Source organism: Cytophagaceae bacterium, assembly GCA_016722655.1.
Taxonomy (GTDB): domain Bacteria; phylum Bacteroidota; class Bacteroidia; order Cytophagales; family Spirosomataceae; genus Leadbetterella.
The window spans coordinates 2,345,924-2,371,150 of sequence record JADKIR010000004.1; the positions used below are offsets into that span (position 1 = coordinate 2,345,924).

General features: G+C 43.4%; 6 protein-coding genes (1 of these 6 running past the window's edge). All 6 read left to right on the forward strand.

Annotated elements, in window-relative coordinates; all coding sequences use genetic code 11:
- Tightly spaced (each overlapping or abutting the next), the 6 genes in view from IPP61_10665 to IPP61_10690 form a layout consistent with a single transcriptional unit that may run on beyond the window.
- Nucleotides 1-9,348, forward strand: a complete 9,348-nt coding sequence (locus IPP61_10665; protein MBL0325625.1) for a DUF11 domain-containing protein — start codon at nt 1-3, stop codon at nt 9,346-9,348.
- Nucleotides 9,296-10,123, forward strand: a complete 828-nt coding sequence (locus IPP61_10670) for a carboxypeptidase regulatory-like domain-containing protein (GenBank protein MBL0325626.1) — start codon at nt 9,296-9,298, stop codon at nt 10,121-10,123. Before IPP61_10665 ends, IPP61_10670 begins: the two co-directional genes overlap by 53 nt.
- Nucleotides 10,123-11,094: a carboxypeptidase regulatory-like domain-containing protein gene (locus IPP61_10675; GenBank protein MBL0325627.1), complete on the forward strand. Its 972-nt coding sequence runs from the start codon at nt 10,123-10,125 to the stop codon at nt 11,092-11,094. The genes IPP61_10670 and IPP61_10675 overlap by 1 nt, the downstream gene beginning before the upstream one ends.
- Nucleotides 11,070-11,276, forward strand: coding sequence for a hypothetical protein (locus IPP61_10680; GenBank protein ID MBL0325628.1), 207 nt, complete (start codon nt 11,070-11,072; stop codon nt 11,274-11,276). The genes IPP61_10675 and IPP61_10680 overlap by 25 nt, the downstream gene beginning before the upstream one ends.
- Nucleotides 11,248-24,756 (forward strand): carboxypeptidase regulatory-like domain-containing protein, encoded by a 13,509-nt coding sequence (locus tag IPP61_10685; GenBank protein ID MBL0325629.1) that lies wholly within the window; start codon nt 11,248-11,250, stop codon nt 24,754-24,756. The genes IPP61_10680 and IPP61_10685 overlap by 29 nt, the downstream gene beginning before the upstream one ends.
- Nucleotides 24,753-25,227, forward strand: partial view of a gliding motility-associated C-terminal domain-containing protein gene (locus IPP61_10690; GenBank protein ID MBL0325630.1) — the start only. Its footprint extends 4,775 nt past the window's final position; the window shows 475 of its 5,250 coding nt (coding positions 1-475); its start codon is at nt 24,753-24,755; its stop codon lies off the right edge, out of view. Before IPP61_10685 ends, IPP61_10690 begins: the two co-directional genes overlap by 4 nt.

Here is a 25,227-nt window from a genome sequence, read left to right on the forward strand (position 1 = left end):
ATGAGACACGCTAAATTGATTCAAAACTTATACAGTTACAGTTTTGGACATTCGGAAATGCCTGACAATAAAACTGGGAAATCATTTTTCCATTTTGTTGTTTTTAGTATTTTAAGGCTTTTGGCCTTTTTTGGAAATAATTTTTTCCGGAGAAAAAGCCAGGGTTTCATTTTACAAAAAGCATCGGTTTGGCGGAGCTTTGCCCTTGCAGCAATTCCAATGGTTATAGGTGCTGCTCATGTTAATGCCCAAAATGCCATTCCAGGCCAGGATAAATATTTTATGCTGGTAGGAGAGCTTACAGGAAACTCCACTTCTCGAACTGATGTGTATCAGTTTACCACTGGTGGTGGAATTCTAAACTGTGGGCTATCTGGAGGAGGTGGCGAAGGTATGGTAATGGATCCTACCAAAAGCATCGCTTACATTGCCACTTGTTGTAACCAGGGAGAAATACGGGTTTATGATTATGCCACGGCCTCATTTAAAACTCCTATTCCGGTTCCGGGTGAAGACATCCTTGACGTATCAATCTCATCAGATTATTCCTTTTTGTTTGTATCTACTTATAATAAACTTTATAAAATAAGTACAACAACAAATTCAATTGTTGCCAGTTTTGCAAAAACTTCGCTAATAAATTCTTCTTCAAAAGATTTTTGGGGTTCGGCTATTCAGCCTACAACTGGTAAAGTTTATGTTTCAACCAACTGGCAAGCCAATAATGGTACAAGTACCATTGAATCATTAAATTCCTCCCTTACAGGTGGAAGTACTTTGATAGCCACTGCTCCGGCTGGGTTTCATTACAGAGGTGTTGTTTTTGATGCAAGCGGAAATCTTTGGGCTGTAGCCTCAAACGACAATAGCAATATTCCAGATAAAATATATAAATATACTGCTTCGGGTACTTTAATCTCCTCATATAATTTCCCGACACCAAGCTCAAGGACAGGACAGATTAATACCGGGAAAGTAGATCCATTTGATATTGCTTTTGATTACGATGGCAAACTTTATATTACAACTTTTGCAGGTGATTGTGTTACAAAGTTTGATCCTTCTAATGGTGGCTTTGCTACATATTTACAATATGTGGCAGGTGCACAAGCTAAGTCAATAGCCTTTGTTGGAGGTAATTTTAAATGTGAATGTGCAACTCAGGTCGTAAATAGCGGAAATATTAATATTACTCCAGCATCATGCAATGGATCAACTCCTAATCAAAATGCTTCAGCAACAATTAATTCCTTAGTTTACAGTTCATCAGTAGTTACGAAAGCTGATATTAACGAGGGCTCAACCTATGGTCAGGTTCCTTTACTTGGTGCTGCAACCAATAAAACTCTTGGTTCAGGACAAACATCCTTAACTTTTACTGGTCTTAAATCAAATACAACTTATACTGTTAGAATCTGGAGTGGAAAAGAAGCTTGTTTTACCGATGTAACTTTTACAACACCTGTTTCCGCATGTTTTTCATGTGCATGTACTTCCAATAATCTGGTTACCAATGGCAATATGTCAACTGGAAACCCTCCAAGTAGTTGGACTGCTACAAATGGACAATGGTCTTTAGGTACCGGTTCAACTACCGGAAATTTTGGTGTTTTAAATAACCCTGATTACAATTCTGATTATTATATCTATCAGGATATTACAATGACTTCAGGAACAAAATTAACTTTCAATGCAAAAGCAGCTACTCATTGTAGTTCATGTTCAAATTCTGTTGCAGAGTTATTCCTGGAATTTTATAACGGAAATACCTTATTGGCGAAATCAGCAAGTTCGTATGTTACTCATATATATAATGGGTCATTACAGCCTGTAAATGCTATACAATATATTGCACCTGCTAACACCACAAAGGTCAGGGTAGTCGGACATGCCAGAGGTACTGCATTGAAAATTGATGATGTTACTCTTACCAAATGCTACGATGCACTTACCGCAAGTATTAGTTCCAAGGTTGACCCTTCTTGTGGTGGCTATACCAATGGAAGTCTGACAATTGGTGCTACAGGAGGTAGCGGGACTTATCAATATAAATTAAATTCCGGTGCGTTCCAGTCTTCAAATGTATTTTCAAACCTTGCTGCGGGTTCATATACAGTAACGGTTCAGGATCCAAATAGTTCATGTCAAGGAACGGCAACAGTGAATCTCACTTGTGTTGATAACTGTACCAATACTTTGACTAATCCTGATCCAAGTGTTGCTGAAGTTAATCCATCTCAAATATTTACATTGTCGGTTACGACCAATGCACCGAATGGTACAAAAATAGAATGGATAAGGTCAACTGAAAATGTGACAGCATTGTCTCAACTCACTTCATATACTTCGGTTGGCGAGGTTACTGTCACAGGTACCACAGCAAATTTGAATGTAACTGCCCCTTCATCATTGGGTACTTATTATTATTATGCATGTTTCAAGCCACTTGATCCTTGTAGCACTTTTGTTAAACATAAAATAATAGTAAAGAATATTGGAACCAATGATCCGATTTGTCTTTCAGGTTCAAGAGTAGTTACCGATAATTTACTTGGAGGAGCCTGTGATGCAAATGCAACAAAGTATTATTCTTTGTGGCTCCCAATGAATTCTTCTTCTGGTCAGGCCAACTATCAGTATTTTAAAACTTCAACTTTGAAATTTGAAGAGTACTGTGACGGAACAGCAAAACTATATGGTAAAGTATGTGCTGTAGGTGGAGGTACAAATGACTGTATTAATGTGGAATACAATTTATCAGGTCGCACATCAACTACTCCTACTTATAGCCCGAAACCAAACTCATGCTCAACTTATGGCAATGACCTATATTATTATACTACCGCTTCTGGTTCACTTACTGGTGATGCCAGTGGTATTTATAAAGGAATGGTTGTTTCTATTAGTGACAATGCAACCAATTCTATGCCTTCGTTCCAAGTTGGGACAGGAGCCAATGTAAACACAAACAATTTTGGAGCTTCTGGCTGGTACAATGTTACCTTTACAAATGGCGGTACATATGGATGGAGTGCCGGAAACAGTCATGGTGATTTCAATTTTAATTTAGGAAACTATGTGCCGTTTAATCTTGCGGTAACTGCTTCATCTACTGATTTATGTGCAGGTGCCAATGTAACTTTAACAGCGGCATTTGAAAAAACAATGCCTGCAGGTTGTAATCTTACTTATTCATGGAAATCACCTTCTGGAGCAATAGTTGGCACAAGCAATGTTCTTACTTTGAATAATGTTCAGCCAACTCAATCGGGTGTTTATACCGTTACAGCTACAATAATATCAAATGGAAAAACTTGTACCGCTACAGCCACTTCAAATGTTACTGTAAAAGACAATATTGTTGTTAATGCTGGTGAAGACAAAACATTATGTAATACAGATCAGGTTGTTTTGGATGGAACAGTCACTGGAGTTGTTTCTTGTGGTACTCCAGGTGAAACAGTATGTGCAACTACGATTAATACTTCAACTGGTTGGATAGCTAATCTCGATTATGCGAAAGTTTGTGGTGATAATGCAGGGGCAAAACTTTGGACAAAATCAGGACAGGGCACTTCATCAATAACACTTGATTTAGGCAAAACTTTGCCAGCAGGAACTGTTATTAGAGCAAACCTTAAATTGGAACATTGTGAAAATACCACTTCAACAATTTCTGATGCAAAAATACAGGCATCTAATTCAGCTGGAACAGGTTATTATGATTTGGTGACTTCAAAAACATTTAATCATACTTCTTACGTAGAATATACATATACATTAACGGCATCAGCCAGGTATATTAAAGTAACTGATAATGGAAAATGTGCATTCAGACTTGATTATATAAAGTATTCAACACCTGATACTTATTCCAATGCTGTAACTTATGCTTGGTCTGGTCCTGGAATAGTTGGAGCTAGCAATCAGAGTAGAGTTACCGTGAATCAATCTGGTTCATATACTTATACTGTGACAAGCTGTAATGGTTGTACAGGTTCTGATGTAGTAGTTGTTACAAAAAATAATGTTTCAGCTGATGCGGGTACTGATAAGTCAATTTGTGCAGGTGGAAGTGTAACTTTGACTGCTGCTACAGTTGCTGGTGCAACCTATGAGTGGAGAAGTTCAACTTCAAGCACTGTACTTTCAACTCAGCAGAGCTTTACAGTTAGTCCTACTTCAACTACCGATTATGTCTTAACAGTATTAAAAGGTGGTTGTGATGCATCTGATGAAGTTAAAGTAGTTGTAAATCCAAATCCATCAACCACTGGTGTTCCGGTTGTTTCGGCGGTTTGTCAAACAGAAACTATTAATCTTCTGTCAGGTACCTGGACTAATGCTGCCTCTTACAGTTGGTCAGGTCCTGCCGGATTTACAAGTGGACTTCAGAACCCATCGATTTCAAATGCTAAACTTACTAATGGTGGTACATATACATTAACTGTTACAAGTGCAAATGGTTGTACATCTACTGCTTCCGTAGCCGTAACTGTTAACTCATGCTTATCAAGTATTGGAGATTTTGTTTTTGAAGATAAAAACGGAAATGGCATCCAGGATTCAGGTGAGCCAGGAATTCAGAGTGTTCAAGTACAATTAAATGGAACAGACGCTTTTGGAAATCTGGTGACATTTAATACAACTACCGATGCAACTGGAAAATATATATTCCCTAATTTGGTAAAAGGAACTTACACTATAACATTTGGTAAACCAACTGGTGGCTATACGGCTAGTGATAAAGACCAGGGAACTGACGATGCAAAAGATAGTGACGCTGATAAAACTACCGGTGTTACTGCACCAATTAATCTGGGTGTAAATGAAAATAATACTACCATTGATGCCGGTTTCTTCAAACCTGCAAGTTTAGGTGACTATGTGTGGGTTGATAAAAATTATAATGGAATTCAGGATAGTGGTGAATTGCCTTTATCTGGAGTTTCTGTAAAACTTCTTGACGAAACGGGTGCTCAGGCAAAAGATGCTAATGGAAACCCTGTTGCTACAGTGGTTACGGATGCTACTGGAAAATATGTCTTTAACAATCTAAAACCTGGTTTAAAATATGTTGTTGAGTTTACAAAACCAGCAGGATATGAACCAACAGGTGCTGATAAAGGCACAGATGATACAAAAGATAGTGATGCAAGTATTACTACAGGTAAATCTCCGGTTGTCATTTTAACTTCCGGTGAAAATAATTCAAGTATAGATGCCGGATTCTATCAACCTGCAAAAATAGGTGATTTTGTTTTTGATGATAAAAACGGAAATGGAATTCAGGATAGTGGTGAACCAGGAATTACAGGAGTAAAAGTAACACTCAATGGAACAGATGGTCTTGGAAATCCTGTAACAGCAACTACTACTTCCGGAATCGACGGTAAATATGAGTTTGCAGGCTTAAAACCAGGTACTTATACTGTAACATTTGAAAAGCCTGCTCAATATACTACCACCGAACCAAATCAAGGGACTGATGATTCAAAAGATAGTGATGCCGATAAAACAACTGGAATTACTGCTCCTGTAACGCTTCAAAGCGGTGATAATAATACCACTCTTGATGCGGGATATTTCTTGCCGGCAAAATTAGGAGATTATGTTTGGGTTGATAAAAATTATAATGGAATTCAGGATTCAGGTGAAAATCCTTTTTCTGGTGTAACTGTAAAATTATTGGATGATACCGGTGCTCAGGCAAAAGATGCAAATGGTAATCCTGTTGCTTCAGTTGTTACGGATGCTAATGGCAAATATGAATTTACAAACCTTAAACCAGGTTCTAAATACGTAGTTGAGTTTACAAAACCATCCGGTTACTCACCAACTGCAAAAGATAAAGGAACTGATGATACCAAGGATAGTGATGCTGACTTAACCACTGGCAAATCACCAGTTGTAATTTTAAGTTCAGGTGAAAATAATTCAACAATCGATGCCGGTTTCTATCAACCTGCAAAAATTGGAGATTTTGTTTTTGTTGACAAAAATGCTAACGGTATTCAGGATGTTGGAGAAACTGGAATACCAAACATAACAGTTACTTTGAATGGTACCGATAGTCAAGGTAACCCTGTTACAGCTTCTGTTCAGACCGGTACTGATGGAAAATATGAATTCTCCGGACTTAAACCAGGAGACTATAGTGTAACCTTTACTAAACCTTCAGGATATACTCCAACTGATGTAAATCAGGGAACAGATGACACAAAAGACAGTGATGCAGACAAAATAACAGGTAAAACTCAGACTGTTACCCTTAATAGTGGAGATAACAATCCTACTTTAGATGCCGGATTCTTTATTCCTGCGAAATTAGGTGACTATGTTTGGTATGACTGGAATAATAATGGAATTCAGGACTCTGGTGAAACACCTATTCAAGGTGTAGTTGTGAAACTTGTTGATCAATTAGGAAACCCTGCAAAAGATGCTGATGGAAATAATGTTGCTTCTGCAACAACTGATGCCAATGGCAAATATGAATTTTCAAATCTTAAGCCAGGCTTAACTTATGTAGTTCAGTTTACTGCTCCAAATGGATACAAGCCATCAGCAAAAGATCAGGGTGCTGATGATGCAAAAGATAGTGATGCAGATCCAACTACAGGTAAATCTCAACAAATACTACTTACTTCTGGTGAAAATAATTCTACAATTGATGCAGGATTTACACAGGTAGCCGACCTTGAGTTGGTTAAGACAGTGAGTAATGCAACACCAAATGTTGGAGACGTGGTAACGTTTACGATTAAAGTAGACAACAAAGGGCCACAGGCAGCAACGAATGTAGTAATAGAAGATGCAGTACCAAACGGCTATGAGACTATCTCAGCCATCAGTGGTGGCGGAACCTTAGCGGGTAGCACAATTACGTGGAATGTACCAAACATAGCCGCCAATGGCAGCACAAGTTTGACATTTACTGCAAAAGTGAAAGCACCTGTATCAGGTAATGTATTCAACAATATTGCTAAGATCAAAGATGTAGATCAGTATGATCCAGACAGTGACCCAACCAATAATCCTGACAAGGACAATGACGGTAGTGTAGGTTCAGTAGATAACAGCAGCAATGACCCTGTAGATCCACAGGATGAAGACGATGCTGATGATGAGAAAGTATTGCCACAGGTAGCCGACCTTGAGTTGGTTAAGACAGTGAGTAATGCAACACCAAATGTTGGAGACGTGGTAACGTTTACGATTAAAGTAGACAACAAAGGGCCACAGGCAGCAACGAATGTAGTAATAGAAGATGCAGTACCAAACGGCTATGAGACTATCTCAGCCATCAGTGGTGGCGGAACCTTAGCGGGTAGCACAATTACGTGGAATGTACCAAACATAGCCGCCAATGGCAGCACAAGTTTGACATTCACTGCAAAAGTGAAAGCACCTGTATCAGGTAATGTATTCAACAATATTGCTAAGATCAAAGATGTAGATCAGTATGATCCAGACAGTGACCCAACCAACAATCCTGACAAGGACAATGACGGTAGTGTAGGTTCAGTAGATAACAGCAGCAATGACCCTGTAGATCCACAGGATGAAGACGATGCTGATGATGAGAAAGTATTGCCACAGGTAGCCGACCTTGAGTTGGTTAAGACAGTGAGTAATGCAACACCAAATGTTGGAGACGTGGTAACGTTTACGATTAAAGTAGACAACAAAGGGCCACAGGCAGCAACGAATGTAGTAATAGAAGATGCAGTACCAAACGGCTATGAGACTATCTCAGCCATCAGTGGTGGCGGAACCTTAGCGGGTAGCACAATTACGTGGAATGTAGCAAACATAGCCGCCAATGGCAGCACAAGTTTGACATTCACTGCAAAAGTGAAAGCACCTGTATCAGGTAATGTATTCAACAATATTGCTAAGATCAAAGATGTAGATCAGTATGATCCAGACAGTGACCCAACCAACAATCCTGACAAGGACAATGATGGAAGTGTAGGTTCAGTAGATAACAGCAGCAATGACCCTGTAGATCCACAGGATGAAGACGATGCTGATGATGAGAAAGTATTGCCACAGGTAGCCGACCTTGAGTTGGTTAAGACAGTGAGTAATGCAACACCAAATGTTGGAGATGTAGTAACGTTTACGATTAAAGTAGACAACAAAGGGCCACAGGCAGCAACGAATGTGGTAATAGAAGATACAGTACCAAATGGCTATGAGACTATCTCAGCCATCAGTGGTGGCGGAACCTTAGCGGGTAGCACAATTACCTGGAATGTACCAAACATAGCCGCCAATGGCAGCACAAGTTTGACATTTACTGCAAAAGTGAAAGCACCTGTATCAGGTAATGTATTCAACAATATTGCTAAGATCAAAGATGTAGATCAGTATGATCCAGACAGTGACCCAACCAATAATCCTGACAAGGACAATGATGGAAGTGTAGGATCAGTAGATAACAGCAGCAATGACCCTGTAGATCCACAGGATGAAGACGATGCTGATGACGAGAAAGTAGTACCTAAAGTTGCTGACCTGAAATTGGTAAAATTGGTTGATGATAAATATCCTAAAGTTGGTTCTACTGTTACATTTACAGTTAAAGTAACTAATGAAGGGCCTGACGTAGCTACCAATGTTTTGGTTGAGGATAAATTGCCAAATGGTTATTCTAATCCGGTAAATATTTCAAATTCTGGTTCAGCTTCTGGAAATACAGTGTCTTGGAATGTTCCAAGTATTGCTCCAAATGCATCAGTTGAACTAAAAGTTACTGTTACTGTAGGTCAACCTGCTCAAGGTATTTCATTCGTGAATCTGGCCGAAATAAAAGATGTTGACCAGTATGATCCTGATTCTAACCCAGGAAATGGTGCTGATACCAACAATAATGGAAAGGTTGGTTCTGAGGATAATGATGATTCTAAAGATCTTGCAGATGAAGATGATGGGGATGATGCATATGTAATTCCTACTGCATCATTGGGTGATTTGGTATTTGAAGATAAAAACGGTAACGGAATTCAGGATCCAACCGAACCAGGTGTTTCTGGTGTTACAGTTAAATTAACTGGTACTGACCGTGACGGATTACCTGTATCATTGACTGCTACCACAGATATTAATGGAAAATATCTTTTTGAAGATTTAGTTCCAGGTAATTATGTAGTTGAATTTGTTAAACCTTTGGGTTATACAGGTTCAGATAAAGATCAAGGTACAGATGATGCAAAAGATAGCGATGCCGATAAATTAACAGGCATAACCGGAACAATTGTATTGTCAAGCGGCGATAATAATCTAACAGTTGACGCTGGTATTTTCAAACCTGCCAAGTTGGGCGACTATGTGGGAAGATAAGAACTACAATGGCGTACAGGATTCAGGCGAGAGCCCGATACAGGGAGTAGTGGTTAAATTGCTGGATGGAGCGGGTCAGCCTGCGAAAGATGCAGACGGCAATGTAGTAGCCAGTACGACGACCGATGCTACGGGTAAATATCAGTTCAGTAACCTGAAACCGGGAGTACAATATGTGGTAGAATTCACCAAACCATCGGGTTATGAGCCAACCGCTCAGGACAAAGGTGGGGATGATACCAAAGACAGTGATGCCAATACTACTACAGGCAAATCACAGACAGTGGTATTGGAATCAGGAGAGAACAATCCAACGATAGATGCGGGATACTTCAAACCAGCGACTATAGGAGACTTCGTATTTGAAGATAAGAATGGAAATGGAATTCAGGATCCAACCGAGCCTGGCATTGCAGGAGTAACCGTGAAGTTGAACGGCAGCGACGGACAGGGCAACCCTGTTACGTTGACAACGACGACAGATGCGACAGGTAAATATGAATTCACGAATGTGAAACCTGGTACCTATACAGTTACGTTCACCAAGCCTGCAGATTATACAACGACGGATCCAAATCAGGGCACTGACGATACCAAAGACAGTGATGCTGACAAGACCACAGGCACGACTCAGAGCGTGACAGTAGTATCCGGAGAAGAGAACAAGACGCTTGATGCGGGATACTTCAAACCTGCTAAATTGGGCGACTATGTATGGGAAGATAAGAACTACAATGGCGTACAGGATTCAGGCGAGGCCCGATACAGGGAGTAGTGGTTAAATTGCTGGATGGAGCGGGTCAGCCTGCGAAAGATGCAGACGGCAATGTAGTAGCCAGTACGACGACCGATGCTACGGGTAAATATCAGTTCAGTAACCTGAAACCGGGAGTACAATATGTGGTAGAATTCACCAAACCATCGGGTTATGAGCCAACCGCTCAGGACAAAGGTGGGGATGATACCAAAGACAGTGATGCCAATACGACTACGGGTAAATCACAGACAGTGGTATTGGAATCAGGAGAGAACAATCCAACGATAGATGCGGGATACTTCAAACCAGCGACTATAGGAGACTTCGTATTTGAAGATAAGAATGGAAATGGAATTCAGGATCCAACCGAGCCTGGTATTGCAGGAGTAACCGTGAAGTTGAACGGCAGTGACGGACAGGGCAACCCTGTTACGTTGACAACGACGACAGATGCGACAGGTAAATATGAATTCACGAATGTGAAACCTGGTACCTATACAGTTACGTTCACCAAACCTGCAGATTATACAACGACGGATCCAAATCAGGGCACTGACGATACCAAAGACAGTGATGCTGACAAGACCACAGGCACGACCCAGAGCGTGACAGTAGTATCCGGAGAAGAGAACAAGACGCTTGATGCGGGATACTTCAAACCTGCTAAATTGGGCGACTATGTGGAAGATAAGAACTACAATGGCGTACAGGATTCAGGCGAGAGCCCGATACAGGGAGTAGTGGTTAAATTGCTGGATGGAGCGGGTCAGCCTGCGAAAGATGCAGACGGCAATGTAGTAGCCAGTACGACGACCGATGCTACGGGTAAATATCAGTTCAGTAACCTGAAACCGGGAGTACAATATGTGGTAGAATTCACCAAACCATCGGGTTATGAGCCAACCGCTCAGGACAAAGGTGGGGATGATACCAAAGACAGTGATGCCAATACTACTACAGGCAAATCACAGACAGTGGTATTGGAATAACGATAGATGCGGGATACTTCAAACCAGCGACTATAGGAGACTTCGTATTTGAAGATAAGAATGGAAATGGAATTCAGGATCCAACCGAGCCTGGCATTGCAGGAGTAACCGTGAAGTTGAACGGCAGCGACGGACAGGGCAACCCCTGTTACGTTGACAACGACGACAGATGCGACAGGTAAATATGAATTCACGAATGTGAAACCTGGTACCTATACAGTTACGTTCACCAAGCCTGCAGATTATACAACGACGGATCCAAATCAGGGCACTGACGATACCAAAGACAGTGATGCTGACAAGACCACAGGCACGACTCAGAGCGTGACAGTAGTATCCGGAGAAGAGAACAAGACGCTTGATGCGGGATACTTCAAACCTGCTAAATTGGGCGACTATGTATGGGAAGATAAGAACTACAATGGCGTACAGGATTCAGGCGAGAGCCCGATACAGGGAGTAGTGGTTAAATTGCTGGATGGAGCGGGTCAGCCTGCGAAAGATGCAGACGGCAATGTAGTAGCCAGTACGACGACCGATGCTACGGGTAAATATCAGTTCAGTAACCTGAAACCGGGAGTACAATATGTGGTAGAATTCACCAAACCATCGGGTTATGAGCCAACCGCTCAGGACAAAGGTGGGGATGATACCAAAGACAGTGATGCCAATACGACTACGGGTAAATCACAGACAGTGGTATTGGAATCAGGAGAGAACAATCCAACGATAGATGCGGGATACTTCAAACCAGCGACTATAGGAGACTTCGTATTTGAAGATAAGAATGGTAACGGAATTCAGGATCCAACCGAGCCTGGCATTGCAGGAGTAACCGTGAAGTTGAACGGCAGTGACGGACAGGGTAACCCGGTTACGTTGACAACGACGACAGATGGGACAGGTAAATATGAATTCACGAATGTGAAACCTGGCACTTATACAGTTACGTTCACTAAGCCTGCAGATTATACAACGACGGATCCAAATCAGGGCACTGACGATACCAAAGACAGTGATGCTGACAAGACCACAGGCACGACCCAGAGCGTTACAGTAGTATCCGGAGAAGAGAACAAGACGCTTGATGCGGGATACTTCAAACCTGCTAAATTGGGTGACTATGTATGGGAAGATAAGAACTACAATGGCGTACAGGATTCAGGCGAGAGTCCGATACAGGGAGTAGTGGTTAAATTGCTGGATGGAGCGGGTCAGCCTGCGAAAGATGCAGACGGCAATGTAGTAGCCAGTACGACGACCGATGCTACGGGTAAATATCAGTTCAGTAACCTGAAACCGGGAGTACAATATGTGGTAGAATTCACCAAACCATCAGGCTATGAGCCAACCGCTCAGGACAAAGGTGGGGATGATACCAAAGACAGTGATGCCAATACTACTACAGGCAAATCACAGACAGTGGTATTGGAATCAGGAGAGAACAATCCAACGATAGATGCGGGATACTTCAAACCAGCGACTATAGGAGACTTCGTATTTGAAGATAAGAATGGAAATGGAATTCAGGATCCAACCGAGCCTGGCATTCCAGGAGTAACCGTGAAGTTGAACGGCAGCGACGGACAGGGCAACCCTGTTACGTTGACAACGACGACAGATGCGACAGGTAAATATGAATTCACGAATGTGAAACCTGGTACCTATACAGTTACGTTCACCAAGCCTGCAGATTATACAACGACGGATCCAAATCAGGGCACTGACGATACCAAAGACAGTGATGCTGACAAGACCACAGGCACGACTCAGAGCGTGACAGTAGTATCCGGAGAAGAGAACAAGACGCTTGATGCGGGATACTTCAAACCTGCTAAATTGGGCGACTATGTATGGGAAGATAAGAACTACAATGGCGTACAGGATTCAGGCGAGAGCCCGATACAGGGAGTAGTGGTTAAATTGCTGGATGGAGCGGGTCAGCCTGCGAAAGATGCAGACGGCAATGTAGTAGCCAGTACGACGACCGATGCTACGGGTAAATATCAGTTCAGTAACCTGAAACCGGGAGTACAATATGTGGTAGAATTCACCAAACCATCGGGTTATGAGCCAACCGCTCAGGACAAAGGTGGGGATGATACCAAAGACAGTGATGCCAATACTACTACAGGCAAATCACAGACAGTGGTATTGGAATCAGGAGAGAACAATCCAACGATAGATGCGGGATACTTCAAACCAGCGACTATAGGAGACTTCGTATTTGAAGATAAGAATGGAAATGGAATTCAGGATCCAACCGAGCCTGGCATTGCAGGAGTAACCGTGAAGTTGAACGGCAGCGACGGACAGGGCAACCCTGTTACGTTGACAACGACGACAGATGCGACAGGTAAATATGAATTCACGAATGTGAAACCTGGTACCTATACAGTTACGTTCACCAAGCCTGCAGATTATACAACGACGGATCCAAATCAGGGCACTGACGATACCAAAGACAGTGATGCTGACAAGACCACAGGCACGACTCAGAGCGTGACAGTAGTATCCGGAGAAGAGAACAAGACGCTTGATGCGGGATACTTCAAACCTGCTAAATTGGGCGACTATGTATGGGAAGATAAGAACTACAATGGCGTACAGGATTCAGGCGAGAGCCCGATACAGGGAGTAGTGGTTAAATTGCTGGATGGAGCGGGTCAGCCTGCGAAAGATGCAGACGGCAATGTAGTAGCCAGTACGACGACCGATGCTACGGGTAAATATCAGTTCAGTAACCTGAAACCGGGAGTACAATATGTGGTAGAATTCACCAAACCATCGGGTTATGAGCCAACCGCTCAGGACAAAGGTGGGGATGATACCAAAGACAGTGATGCCAATACGACTACGGGTAAATCACAGACAGTGGTATTGGAATCAGGAGAGAACAATCCAACGATAGATGCGGGATACTTCAAACCAGCGACTATAGGAGACTTCGTATTTGAAGATAAGAATGGAAATGGAATTCAGGATCCAACCGAGCCTGGCATTCCAGGAGTAACCGTGAAGTTGAACGGCAGCGACGGACAGGGCAACCCTGTTACGTTGACAACGACGACAGATGCGACAGGTAAATATGAATTCACGAATGTGAAACCTGGTACCTATACAGTTACGTTCACCAAGCCTGCAGATTATACAACGACGGATCCAAATCAGGGCACTGACGATACCAAAGACAGTGATGCTGACAAGACCACAGGCACGACTCAGAGCGTGACAGTAGTATCCGGAGAAGAGAACAAGACGCTTGATGCGGGATACTTCAAACCTGCTAAATTGGGCGACTATGTATGGGAAGATAAGAACTACAATGGCGTACAGGATTCAGGCGAGAGCCCGATACAGGGAGTAGTGGTTAAATTGCTGGATGGAGCGGGTCAGCCTGCGAAAGATGCAGACGGCAATGTAGTAGCCAGTACGACGACCGATGCTACGGGTAAATATCAGTTCAGTAACCTGAAACCGGGAGTACAATATGTGGTAGAATTCACCAAACCATCGGGTTATGAGCCAACCGCTCAGGACAAAGGTGGGGATGATACCAAAGACAGTGATGCCAATACTACTACAGGCAAATCACAGACAGTGGTATTGGAATCAGGAGAGAACAATCCAACGATAGATGCGGGATACTTCAAACCAGCGACTATAGGAGACTTCGTATTTGAAGATAAGAATGGAAATGGAATTCAGGATCCAACCGAGCCTGGCATTGCAGGAGTAACCGTGAAGTTGAACGGCAGCGACGGACAGGGCAACCCTGTTACGTTGACAACGACGACAGATGCGACAGGTAAATATGAATTCACGAATGTGAAACCTGGTACCTATACAGTTACGTTCACCAAGCCTGCAGATTATACAACGACGGATCCAAATCAGGGCACTGACGATACCAAAGACAGTGATGCTGACAAGACCACAGGCACGACTCAGAGCGTGACAGTAGTATCCGGAGAAGAGAACAAGACGCTTGATGCGGGATACTTCAAACCTGCTAAATTGGGCGACTATGTATGGGAAGATAAGAACTACAATGGCGTACAGGATTCAGGCGAGAGCCCGATACAGGGAGTAGTGGTTAAATTGCTGGATGGAGCGGGTCAGCCTGCGAAAGATGCAGACGGCAATGTAGTAGCCAGTACGACGACCGATGCTACGGGTAAATATCAGTTCAGTAACCTGAAACCGGGAGTACAATATGTGGTAGAATTCACCAAACCATCGGGTTATGAGCCAACCGCTCAGGACAAAGGTGGGGATGATACCAAAGACAGTGATGCCAATACGACTACGGGTAAATCACAGACAGTGGTATTGGAATCAGGAGAGAACAATCCAACGATAGATGCGGGATACTTCAAACCAGCGACTATAGGAGACTTCGTATTTGAAGATAAGAATGGAAATGGAATTCAGGATCCAACCGAGCCTGGTATTGCAGGAGTAACCGTGAAGTTGAACGGCAGTGACGGACAGGGCAACCCTGTTACGTTGACAACGACGACAGATGCGACAGGTAAATATGAATTCACGAATGTGAAACCTGGTACCTATACAGTTACGTTCACCAAACCTGCAGATTATACAACGACGGATCCAAATCAGGGCACTGACGATACCAAAGACAGTGATGCTGACAAGACCACAGGCACGACCCAGAGCGTGACAGTAGTATCCGGAGAAGAGAACAAGACGCTTGATGCGGGATACTTCAAACCTGCCAAGTTGGGCGACTATGTATGGGAAGATAAGAACTACAATGGCGTACAGGATTCAGGCGAGAGCCCGATACAGGGAGTAGTGGTTAAATTGCTGGATGGAGCGGGTCAGCCTGCTAAAGATGCAGACGGCAATGTAGTAGCCAGTACGACGACCGATGCTACGGGTAAATATCAGTTCAGTAACCTGAAACCGGGAGTACAATATGTGGTAGAATTCACCAAACCATCAGGCTATGAGCCAACTGCTCAGGACAAAGGTGGGGATGATACCAAAGACAGTGATGCCAATACGACTACGGGCAAATCACAGACAGTGGTATTGGAATCAGGAGAGAACAATCCAACGATCGATGCGGGATACTTCAAACCAGCGACTATAGGAGACTTCGTATTTGAAGATAAGAATGGAAATGGAATTCAGGATCCAACCGAGCCTGGCATTGCAGGAGTAACCGTGAAGTTGAACGGCAGCGACGGACAGGGCAACCCTGTTACGTTGACAACGACGACAGATGGGACAGGTAAATATGAATTCACGAATGTGAAACCTGGTACGTATACAGTTACGTTCACCAAGCCTTCAGATTATACAACGACGGATCCAAATCAGGGCACTGACGATACCAAAGACAGTGATGCTGACAAGACCACAGGCACGACCCAGAGCGTGACAGTAGTATCCGGAGAAGAGAACAAGACGCTTGATGCGGGATACTTCAAACCTGCCAAGTTGGGCGACTATGTATGGGAAGATAAGAACTACAATGGCGTACAGGATTCAGGCGAGAGCCCGATACAGGGAGTAGTGGTTAAATTGCTGGATGGAGCGGGTCAGCCTGCTAAAGATGCAGACGGCAATGTAGTAGCCAGTACGACGACCGATGCTACGGGTAAATATCAGTTCAGTAACCTGAAACCGGGAGTACAATATGTGGTAGAATTCACTAAGCCATCAGGCTATGAGCCAACTGCTCAGGACAAAGGTGGGGATGATACCAAAGACAGTGATGCCAATACTACTACAGGCAAATCACAGACAGTGGTATTGGAATCAGGAGAGAACAATCCAACGATAGATGCGGGATACTTCAAACCAGCGACTATAGGAGACTTCGTATTTGAAGATAAGAATGGAAATGGAATTCAGGATCCAACCGAGCCTGGCATTCCAGGAGTAACCGTGAAGTTGAACGGCAGCGACGGACAGGGCAACCCTGTTACGTTGACAACGACGACAGATGGGACAGGTAAATATGAATTCACGAATGTGAAACCTGGTACCTATACAGTTACGTTCACCAAACCTGCAGATTATACAACGACGGATCCAAATCAGGGCACTGACGATACCAAAGACAGTGATGCTGACAAGACCACAGGCACGACCCAGAGCGTGACAGTAGTATCCGGAGAAGAGAACAAGACGCTTGATGCGGGATACTTCAAACCTGCTAAATTGGGCGACTATGTATGGGAAGATACCAATAAGAACGGAGTTCAAGATTCGGGAGAACCTGGGATTTCAGGAGCAACAGTAAAATTGACTGGCACCACTTCAACAGGAGCTCCTGTAAGTTTGACAACTACTACTGATGCAAATGGTAAATATGAGTTTACTAATCTTGCTCCAGGCACCTATACTGTAGAATTCGTTACACCAGGATCTGCTGGTGACTATACCAACAGTCCTGAGAATAGTGGTTCTGATGATACTAAAGATAGTGATGCCAATGTTGTGACTGGTAAAACTTCATCTATTACAATACAAAGTGGTGATGATAATAAGACTGTTGATGCTGGGTTCTATAAATGTATCAAGTCAGCTGAATTTAATTATCCTAATACGCCAATTTGTTACAATCAGCCAATTACCCTTTCTCCTATATTTGGAGCAGGATCACAGGCAGGTGTGTTTAGTTCAAGTCCGGTTTTAGGTTCTGCTTTAAATACTTCTACAGGAGTTATTAATGTGGCAGTTGCAGCTTCGGGATCATATACAATCACCAATACAATTTTGGCAGATGGAAAATGTCCGGTAGTAGTTTCTACTTCAACAGTAAGAATTCCTGAAAAACTGGATATTTCTGGACCAATAACTAAAACTGATGTGAAATGTTTTGGTGACAATACTGGTTCAGCTACAATAATTGTGAAAGGAGGAACTCAACCTTATACTTATAATTGGTCAAACGGTGGTACAACCTCAATAATTGACAATTTGGTAGCGGGAACTTATTCAGTTACAATCACAGATGCCAATAGTTGTACACTTACAGCCCAGGTTACTATTAATCAAAGCACACAGTTGGTTGCCAATGCTGCCACTGTGAATGTTACATGTAAAGATGGAAATGATGGAAGTATTTCTGTGAATGTTACTGGTGGATTAGCACCTTACACTTATGTTTGGAGTAATGGAGCACCATCATCTGCAACAATAACAGGACTTACCGCAGGAACATATTCAGTTGTTGTAAAAGACGCTAATAATTGTTCAAAGGAGATTACAGATATCATAATAACAGAACCTGCTAAGTTAATAGCAACTGCTGGAAGTAATACTCCGGTTTGTGCTGGAACTTCTATCCTTTTGACATCAACAGGTGGTACAAGTTATTCCTGGACTGGTCCAAATGGATTTACTTCATTATTACAAAATCCAGAAATTGCAAATGCCCAATTGATAAATGGAGGCACGTACAATGTTACTGCCAAAGATGCAAAAGGATGTAGTGCAACCGCCTCTGTTGTTGTTGAAGTAAGAAAACTTAACGAATTGATTGGTTCAACTTCTGAGGTTTGTGAAGGTGAAGATCTCACTATAACTCTTCCTGATTATGGTACAAGTGCAACTTATTCTTGGACAGGTCCGAATGGTTATACAGCCTCAGGAAGAATAATTACTCTTAATAATGTTACAAATACCAATGAAGGAACTTATAACATTACAGTTAGTGTAAATGGTTGTTCAGTAACAAGTACTGCAAAAGTGATTGTTAAAGATAAACCAAATCCTCCTGTAGTATCAATAGTTGGGCCTACTACGCTTTGTGAAAATGGTAGTGTAAAACTTCAGATTACAAATTGCAATGGAATTGTTAAATGGTCAACAGGGGAAACTGGAACTTCAATAAATGTTTCTATAGAAGGTACTTACACAGCAAATTGTGAAGTAAATGGTTGTTTGAGTGGCGTATCTAATTCGGTTGTGGTTACAAAAGGAACTACACCTGGTGCACCTGTAATTTCAGCAGTTAAAACATTGCTGTGTGATGGTGAAAGTACGACACTTTCAGCAACAGGGTGTAACGGCACCTTATTATGGAGTACTGGTGCAACTGCTTCAACTATTACCGTAAGTGTTGCCGGTAATTACACGGCCAATTGTTCAAATGCATGTGGTGCAAGTAATGCTTCTAATACGGTGGTAATTGAAACTGGAGTTAAACCAACCGCACCTGTAGTAACAACAGATAAGACAGTATGTTGTGATGGAGAGAAAGCTACATTGAGAGCTACAGGCTGTAATGGAACAGTAACATGGAGTACGGGAGCAACAGGAACATCAATACAAGTAGGAGAATCAGGTAATTATACTGCAACATGTACAACAACATGTGGCACAAGCAGCAGTTCAATACCTGTTACGATACAGAAATTGAGTAAGCCAACGGCCCCAGTAATCACAGGTAGCACCGGCCCGGTATGTGCAAATGAGAAAGTAACCTTGTCTGCAAGTGCCTGTACCACAGGAACACTTAAGTGGAGCACAGGTGAAACAACAAGTACGATCAGTGTAGGAGCAGGAACATACACAGCAGTATGTGAAAACATCTGTGGCAGTAGTCCGGCCTCGAATACGATAATAGTAGTACCAGGAACAGTACCAACAGCACCGACTATCTCAGGTAGCACGGGTCCTGTATGCGGAACAGAGAAAGTAACGTTGTCTGCAAGTGCATGTACTTCAGGAACATTGAAATGGAGTACAGGAGAGACCACAAGCACGATAATTGTGGGAGCAGGAACTTATTCAGCAGTATGTATCAACAGTTGTGGCAGTAGCCCAAGTTCAAATACAATCACTGTAACTCAGGGAGCAACACCAACACCACCGACCTTGACAAGTGATAAGTCAAAAGTATGTGGCACAGAGAAAGCGACCTTGACAGCTACAGGCTGTAATGGCACAGTAACATGGTCAGTAGGAGGCACAGGCACTACGAAAGAAGTAAGTGCAGGTTCATATACTGCAACATGTACCAATGCATGTGGAACATCGGCAGCTTCATTGCCAATAGTAATAGGCAGCGAACCATTGCCATCCGCCCCTGTAGTAACAACTGATAAGACAGTATGTTGTGATGGAGAGAAAGCTACATTGAGAGCTACCGGCTGTAATGGAACAGTAACCTGGAGTACGGGAGCAACTGGAACTTCAATACAAGTAGGAGAATCAGGTAATTATACTGCAACATGTACAACTACTTGTGGCACAAGCAGCAGTTCGACACCTGTTACGATACAGAAATTGAGCAAGCCAACCGCACCGACTATCACAGGCAGCACCGGCCCTGTATGTGCAAACGAGAAAGTAATCTTGTCTGCAAGTGCATGTACCACAGGTACATTGAAGTGGAGCACAGGCGAAACAACAAGTACGATCAGTGTAGGAGCAGGAACGTACAGTGCAGTATGTGAAAACATCTGTGGCAGTAGTCCGGCCTCGAATACGATAATAGTATTACCAGGAACAGTACCAACAGCACCGACTATCTCAGGTAGCACGGGTCCTGTATGCGGAACAGAGAAAGTAACGTTGTCTGCAAGTGCATGTACTTCAGGAACATTGAAATGGAGTACAGGAGAGACCACAAGCACGATAATTGTGGGAGCAGGAACTTATTCAGCAGTATGTATCAACAGTTGTGGCAGTAGCCCAAGTTCAAATACAATCACTGTAACTCAGGGAGCAACACCAACACCACCGACCTTGACAAGTGATAAGTCAAAAGTATGTGGCACAGAGAAAGCGACCTTGACAGCTACAGGCTGTAATGGCACAGTAACATGGTCAGTAGGAGGCACAGGCACTACGAAAGAAGTAAGTGCAGGTTCATATACTGCAACATGTACCAATGCATGTGGAACATCGGCAGCTTCATTGCCAATAGTAATAGGCAGCGAACCATTGCCATCCGCCCCTGTAGTAACAACTGATAAGACAGTATGTTGTGATGGAGAGAAAGCTACATTGAGAGCTACCGGCTGTAATGGAACAGTAACCTGGAGTACGGGAGCAACTGGAACTTCAATACAAGTAGGAGAATCAGGTAATTATACTGCAACATGTACAACTACTTGTGGCACAAGCAGCAGTTCGACACCTGTTACGATACAGAAATTGAGCAAGCCAACCGCACCGACTATCACAGGCAGCACCGGCCCTGTATGTGCAAACGAGAAAGTAATCTTGTCTGCAAGTGCATGTACCACAGGTACATTGAAGTGGAGCACAGGCGAAACAACAAGTACGATCAGTGTAGGAGCAGGAACGTACAGTGCAGTATGTGAAAACATCTGTGGCAGTAGTCCGGCCTCGAATACGATAATAGTATTACCAGGAACAGTACCAACAGCACCGACTATCTCAGGTAGCACGGGTCCTGTATGCGGAACAGAGAAAGTAACGTTGTCTGCAAGTGCATGTACTTCAGGAACATTGAAATGGAGTACAGGAGAGACCACAAGCACGATAATTGTGGGAGCAGGAACTTATTCAGCAGTATGTATCAACAGTTGTGGCAGTAGCCCAAGTTCAAATACAATCACTGTAACTCAGGGAGCAACACCAACACCACCGACCTTGACAAGTGATAAGTCAAAAGTATGTGGCACAGAGAAAGCGACCTTGACAGCTACAGGCTGTAATGGCACAGTAACATGGTCAGTAGGAGGCACAGGCACTACGAAAGAAGTAAGTGCAGGTTCATATACTGCAACATGTACCAATGCATGTGGAACATCGGCAGCTTCATTGCCAATAGTAATAGGCAGCGAACCATTGCCATCCGCCCCTGTAGTAACAACAGACAAGACAGTATGTTGTGATGGAGAGAAAGCTACATTGAGAGCTACCGGCTGTAATGGAACAGTAACCTGGAGTACGGGAGCAACTGGAACTTCAATACAAGTAGGAGAATCAGGTAATTATACTGCAACATGTACAACTACTTGTGGCACAAGCAGCAGTTCGACACCTGTTACGATACAGAAATTGAGCAAGCCAACCGCACCGACTATCACAGGCAGCACCGGCCCTGTATGTGCAAACGAGAAAGTAATCTTGTCTGCAAGTGCATGTACCACAGGTACATTGAAGTGGAGCACAGGCGAAACAACAAGTACGATCAGTGTAGGAGCAGGAACGTACAGTGCAGTATGTGAAAACATCTGTGGCAGTAGTCCGGCCTCGAATACGATAATAGTAGTACCAGGAACGGTACCAACAGCACCAACTATCTCAGGTAGCACGGGTCCTGTATGCGGAACAGAGAAAGTAACGTTGTCTGCAAGTGCATGTACTTCAGGAACATTGAAATGGAGTACAGGAGAGACCACAAGCACGATAATTGTGGGAGCAGGAACTTATTCAGCAGTATGTATCAACAGTTGTGGCAGTAGCCCAAGTTCAAATACAATCACTGTAACTCAGGGAGCAACACCAACACCACCGACCTTGACAAGTGATAAGTCAAAAGTATGTGGCACAGAGAAAGCGACATTGACAGCAACAGGTTGTAATGGCACAGTAACATGGTCAGTAGGAGGCACAGGCACTACGAAAGAAGTGAGTGCAGGTTCATATACTGCAACTTGTACCAATGCATGTGGCACTTCGGTAGCTTCATTGCCAATAGTAATAGGCAGCGAACCATTGCCAACCGCCCCTGTAGTAACAACAGACAAGACAGTATGTTGTGATGGAGAGAAAGCTACATTGAGAGCTACTGGCTGTAATGGAACAGTAACCTGGAGTACGGGAGCAACCGGAACATCAATACAAGTAGGAGAATCAGGTAATTATACTGCAACATGTACAACGACATGTGGCACAAGCAGCAGTTCAACACCTGTTACGATACAGAAATTGAGTAAGCCAACCGCACCGACTATCACAGGCAGCACCGGCCCTGTATGTGCAAACGAGAAAGTAGCCTTGTCTGCAAGTGCATGTACCACAGGTACATTGAAGTGGAGCACAGGCGAAACAACAAGTACGATCAGTGTAGGAGCAGGAACATACACAGCAGTATGTGAAAACATCTGTGGCAGTAGTCCGGCCTCGAATACGATAATAGTATTACCAGGAACAGTACCAACAGCACCGACTATCTCAGGTAGCACGGGTCCTGTATGCGGAACAGAGAAAGTAACGTTGTCTGCAAGTGCATGTACTTCAGGAACATTGAAATGGAGTACAGGAGAGACCACAAGCACGATAATTGTGGGAGCAGGAACTTATTCAGCAGTATGTATCAACAGTTGTGGCAGTAGCCCAAGTTCAAATACAATCACTGTAACTCAGGGAGCAACACCAACACCACCGACCTTGACAAGTGATAAGTCAAAAGTATGTGGCACAGAGAAAGCGACCTTGACAGCTACAGGCTGTAATGGCACAGTAACATGGTCAGTAGGAGGCACAGGCACTACGAAAGAAGTAAGTGCAGGTTCATATACTGCAACATGTACCAATGCATGTGGAACATCGGCAGCTTCATTGCCAATAGTAATAGGCAGCGAACCATTGCCATCCGCCCCTGTAGTAACAACTGATAAGACAGTATGTTGTGATGGAGAGAAAGCTACATTGAGAGCTACCGGCTGTAATGGAACAGTAACCTGGAGTACGGGAGCAACTGGAACTTCAATACAAGTAGGAGAATCAGGTAATTATACTGCAACATGTACAACTACTTGTGGCACAAGCAGCAGTTCGACACCTGTTACGATACAGAAATTGAGCAAGCCAACCGCACCGACTATCACAGGCAGCACCGGCCCTGTATGTGCAAACGAGAAAGTAATCTTGTCTGCAAGTGCATGTACCACAGGTACATTGAAGTGGAGCACAGGCGAAACAACAAGTACGATCAGTGTAGGAGCAGGAACGTACAGTGCAGTATGTGAAAACATCTGTGGCAGTAGTCCGGCCTCGAATACGATAATAGTAGTACCAGGAACGGTACCAACAGCACCAACTATCTCAGGTAGCACGGGTCCTGTATGCGGAACAGAGAAAGTAACGTTGTCTGCAAGTGCGTGTACATCAGGTACCCTTAAGTGGAGTACAGGAGAGACCACAAGCACGATAATTGTGGGAGCAGGAACTTATTCAGCAGTATGTATCAACAGTTGTGGCAGTAGCCCAAGTTCAAATACAATCACTGTAACTCAGGGAGCAACTCCAACACCACCGACCTTGACAAGTAACAAGTCAACGGTATGTGGCACAGAGAAAGCGACATTGACAGCAACAGGTTGTAATGGCACAGTAACATGGTCAGTAGGTGGCACAGGCACAACTAAAGAAGTGAGTGCAGGTTCATATACTGCAACATGTACCAATGCATGTGGCACTTCGGTAGCCTCTGCAGCGATAACCATTGGTACTGGAGTAACACCATCGGCACCGACTATCACCGGTAGTACTGGTCCGGTATGTGGAACTGAAAAAGTTACATTAACAGCAAGTTCATGTTCGTCAGGAACAATAAGATGGAGTACTTCAGAAACAACAAGTACAATAAGTGTTGGGGCGGGAACATATACCGCAACATGTGTAAATGATTGTGGCAGTAGTCCTGCATCAAATGCAATCACTGTAACTCAGGAGCAACTCCAACAGCACCGACCTTGACAAGTAATAAGTCAACGGTATGTGGCACAGAGAAAGCGACGTTGACAGCAACAGGCTGTAATGGCACTGTAACATGGTCAGTAGGTGGCACTGGCACTACGAAAGAGGTGAGTGCAGGTACTTATACTGCAACTTGTACGAATGCATGTGGCACTTCGGTTGCCTCGGCAGCGATAACCATAGGCACTGGAGTTACACCAACAGCACCGACTATCACCGGTAGTACTGGTCCGGTATGTGGAACTGAGAAAGTAACCTTGTCTGCGAGTGCATGTACGTCAGGAACAATAAGATGGAGTACTTCAGAAACAACAAGTACAATAAGTGTTGGGGCAGGAACATATACCGCAACATGTGTAAATGATTGTGGCAGTAGTCCAGCATCAAATACCATCACTGTAACTCAGGGAGCAACTCCAACAGCACCGACCTTGACAAGTAATAAGTCAACGGTATGTGGCACAGAGAAAG

Coding starts and splice junctions, on each gene's coding strand:
- IPP61_10665 (MBL0325625.1), top strand. CDS start 1: ATGAGACACGCTAAATTGATTCAAAACTTATACAGTTACAGTTTTGGA.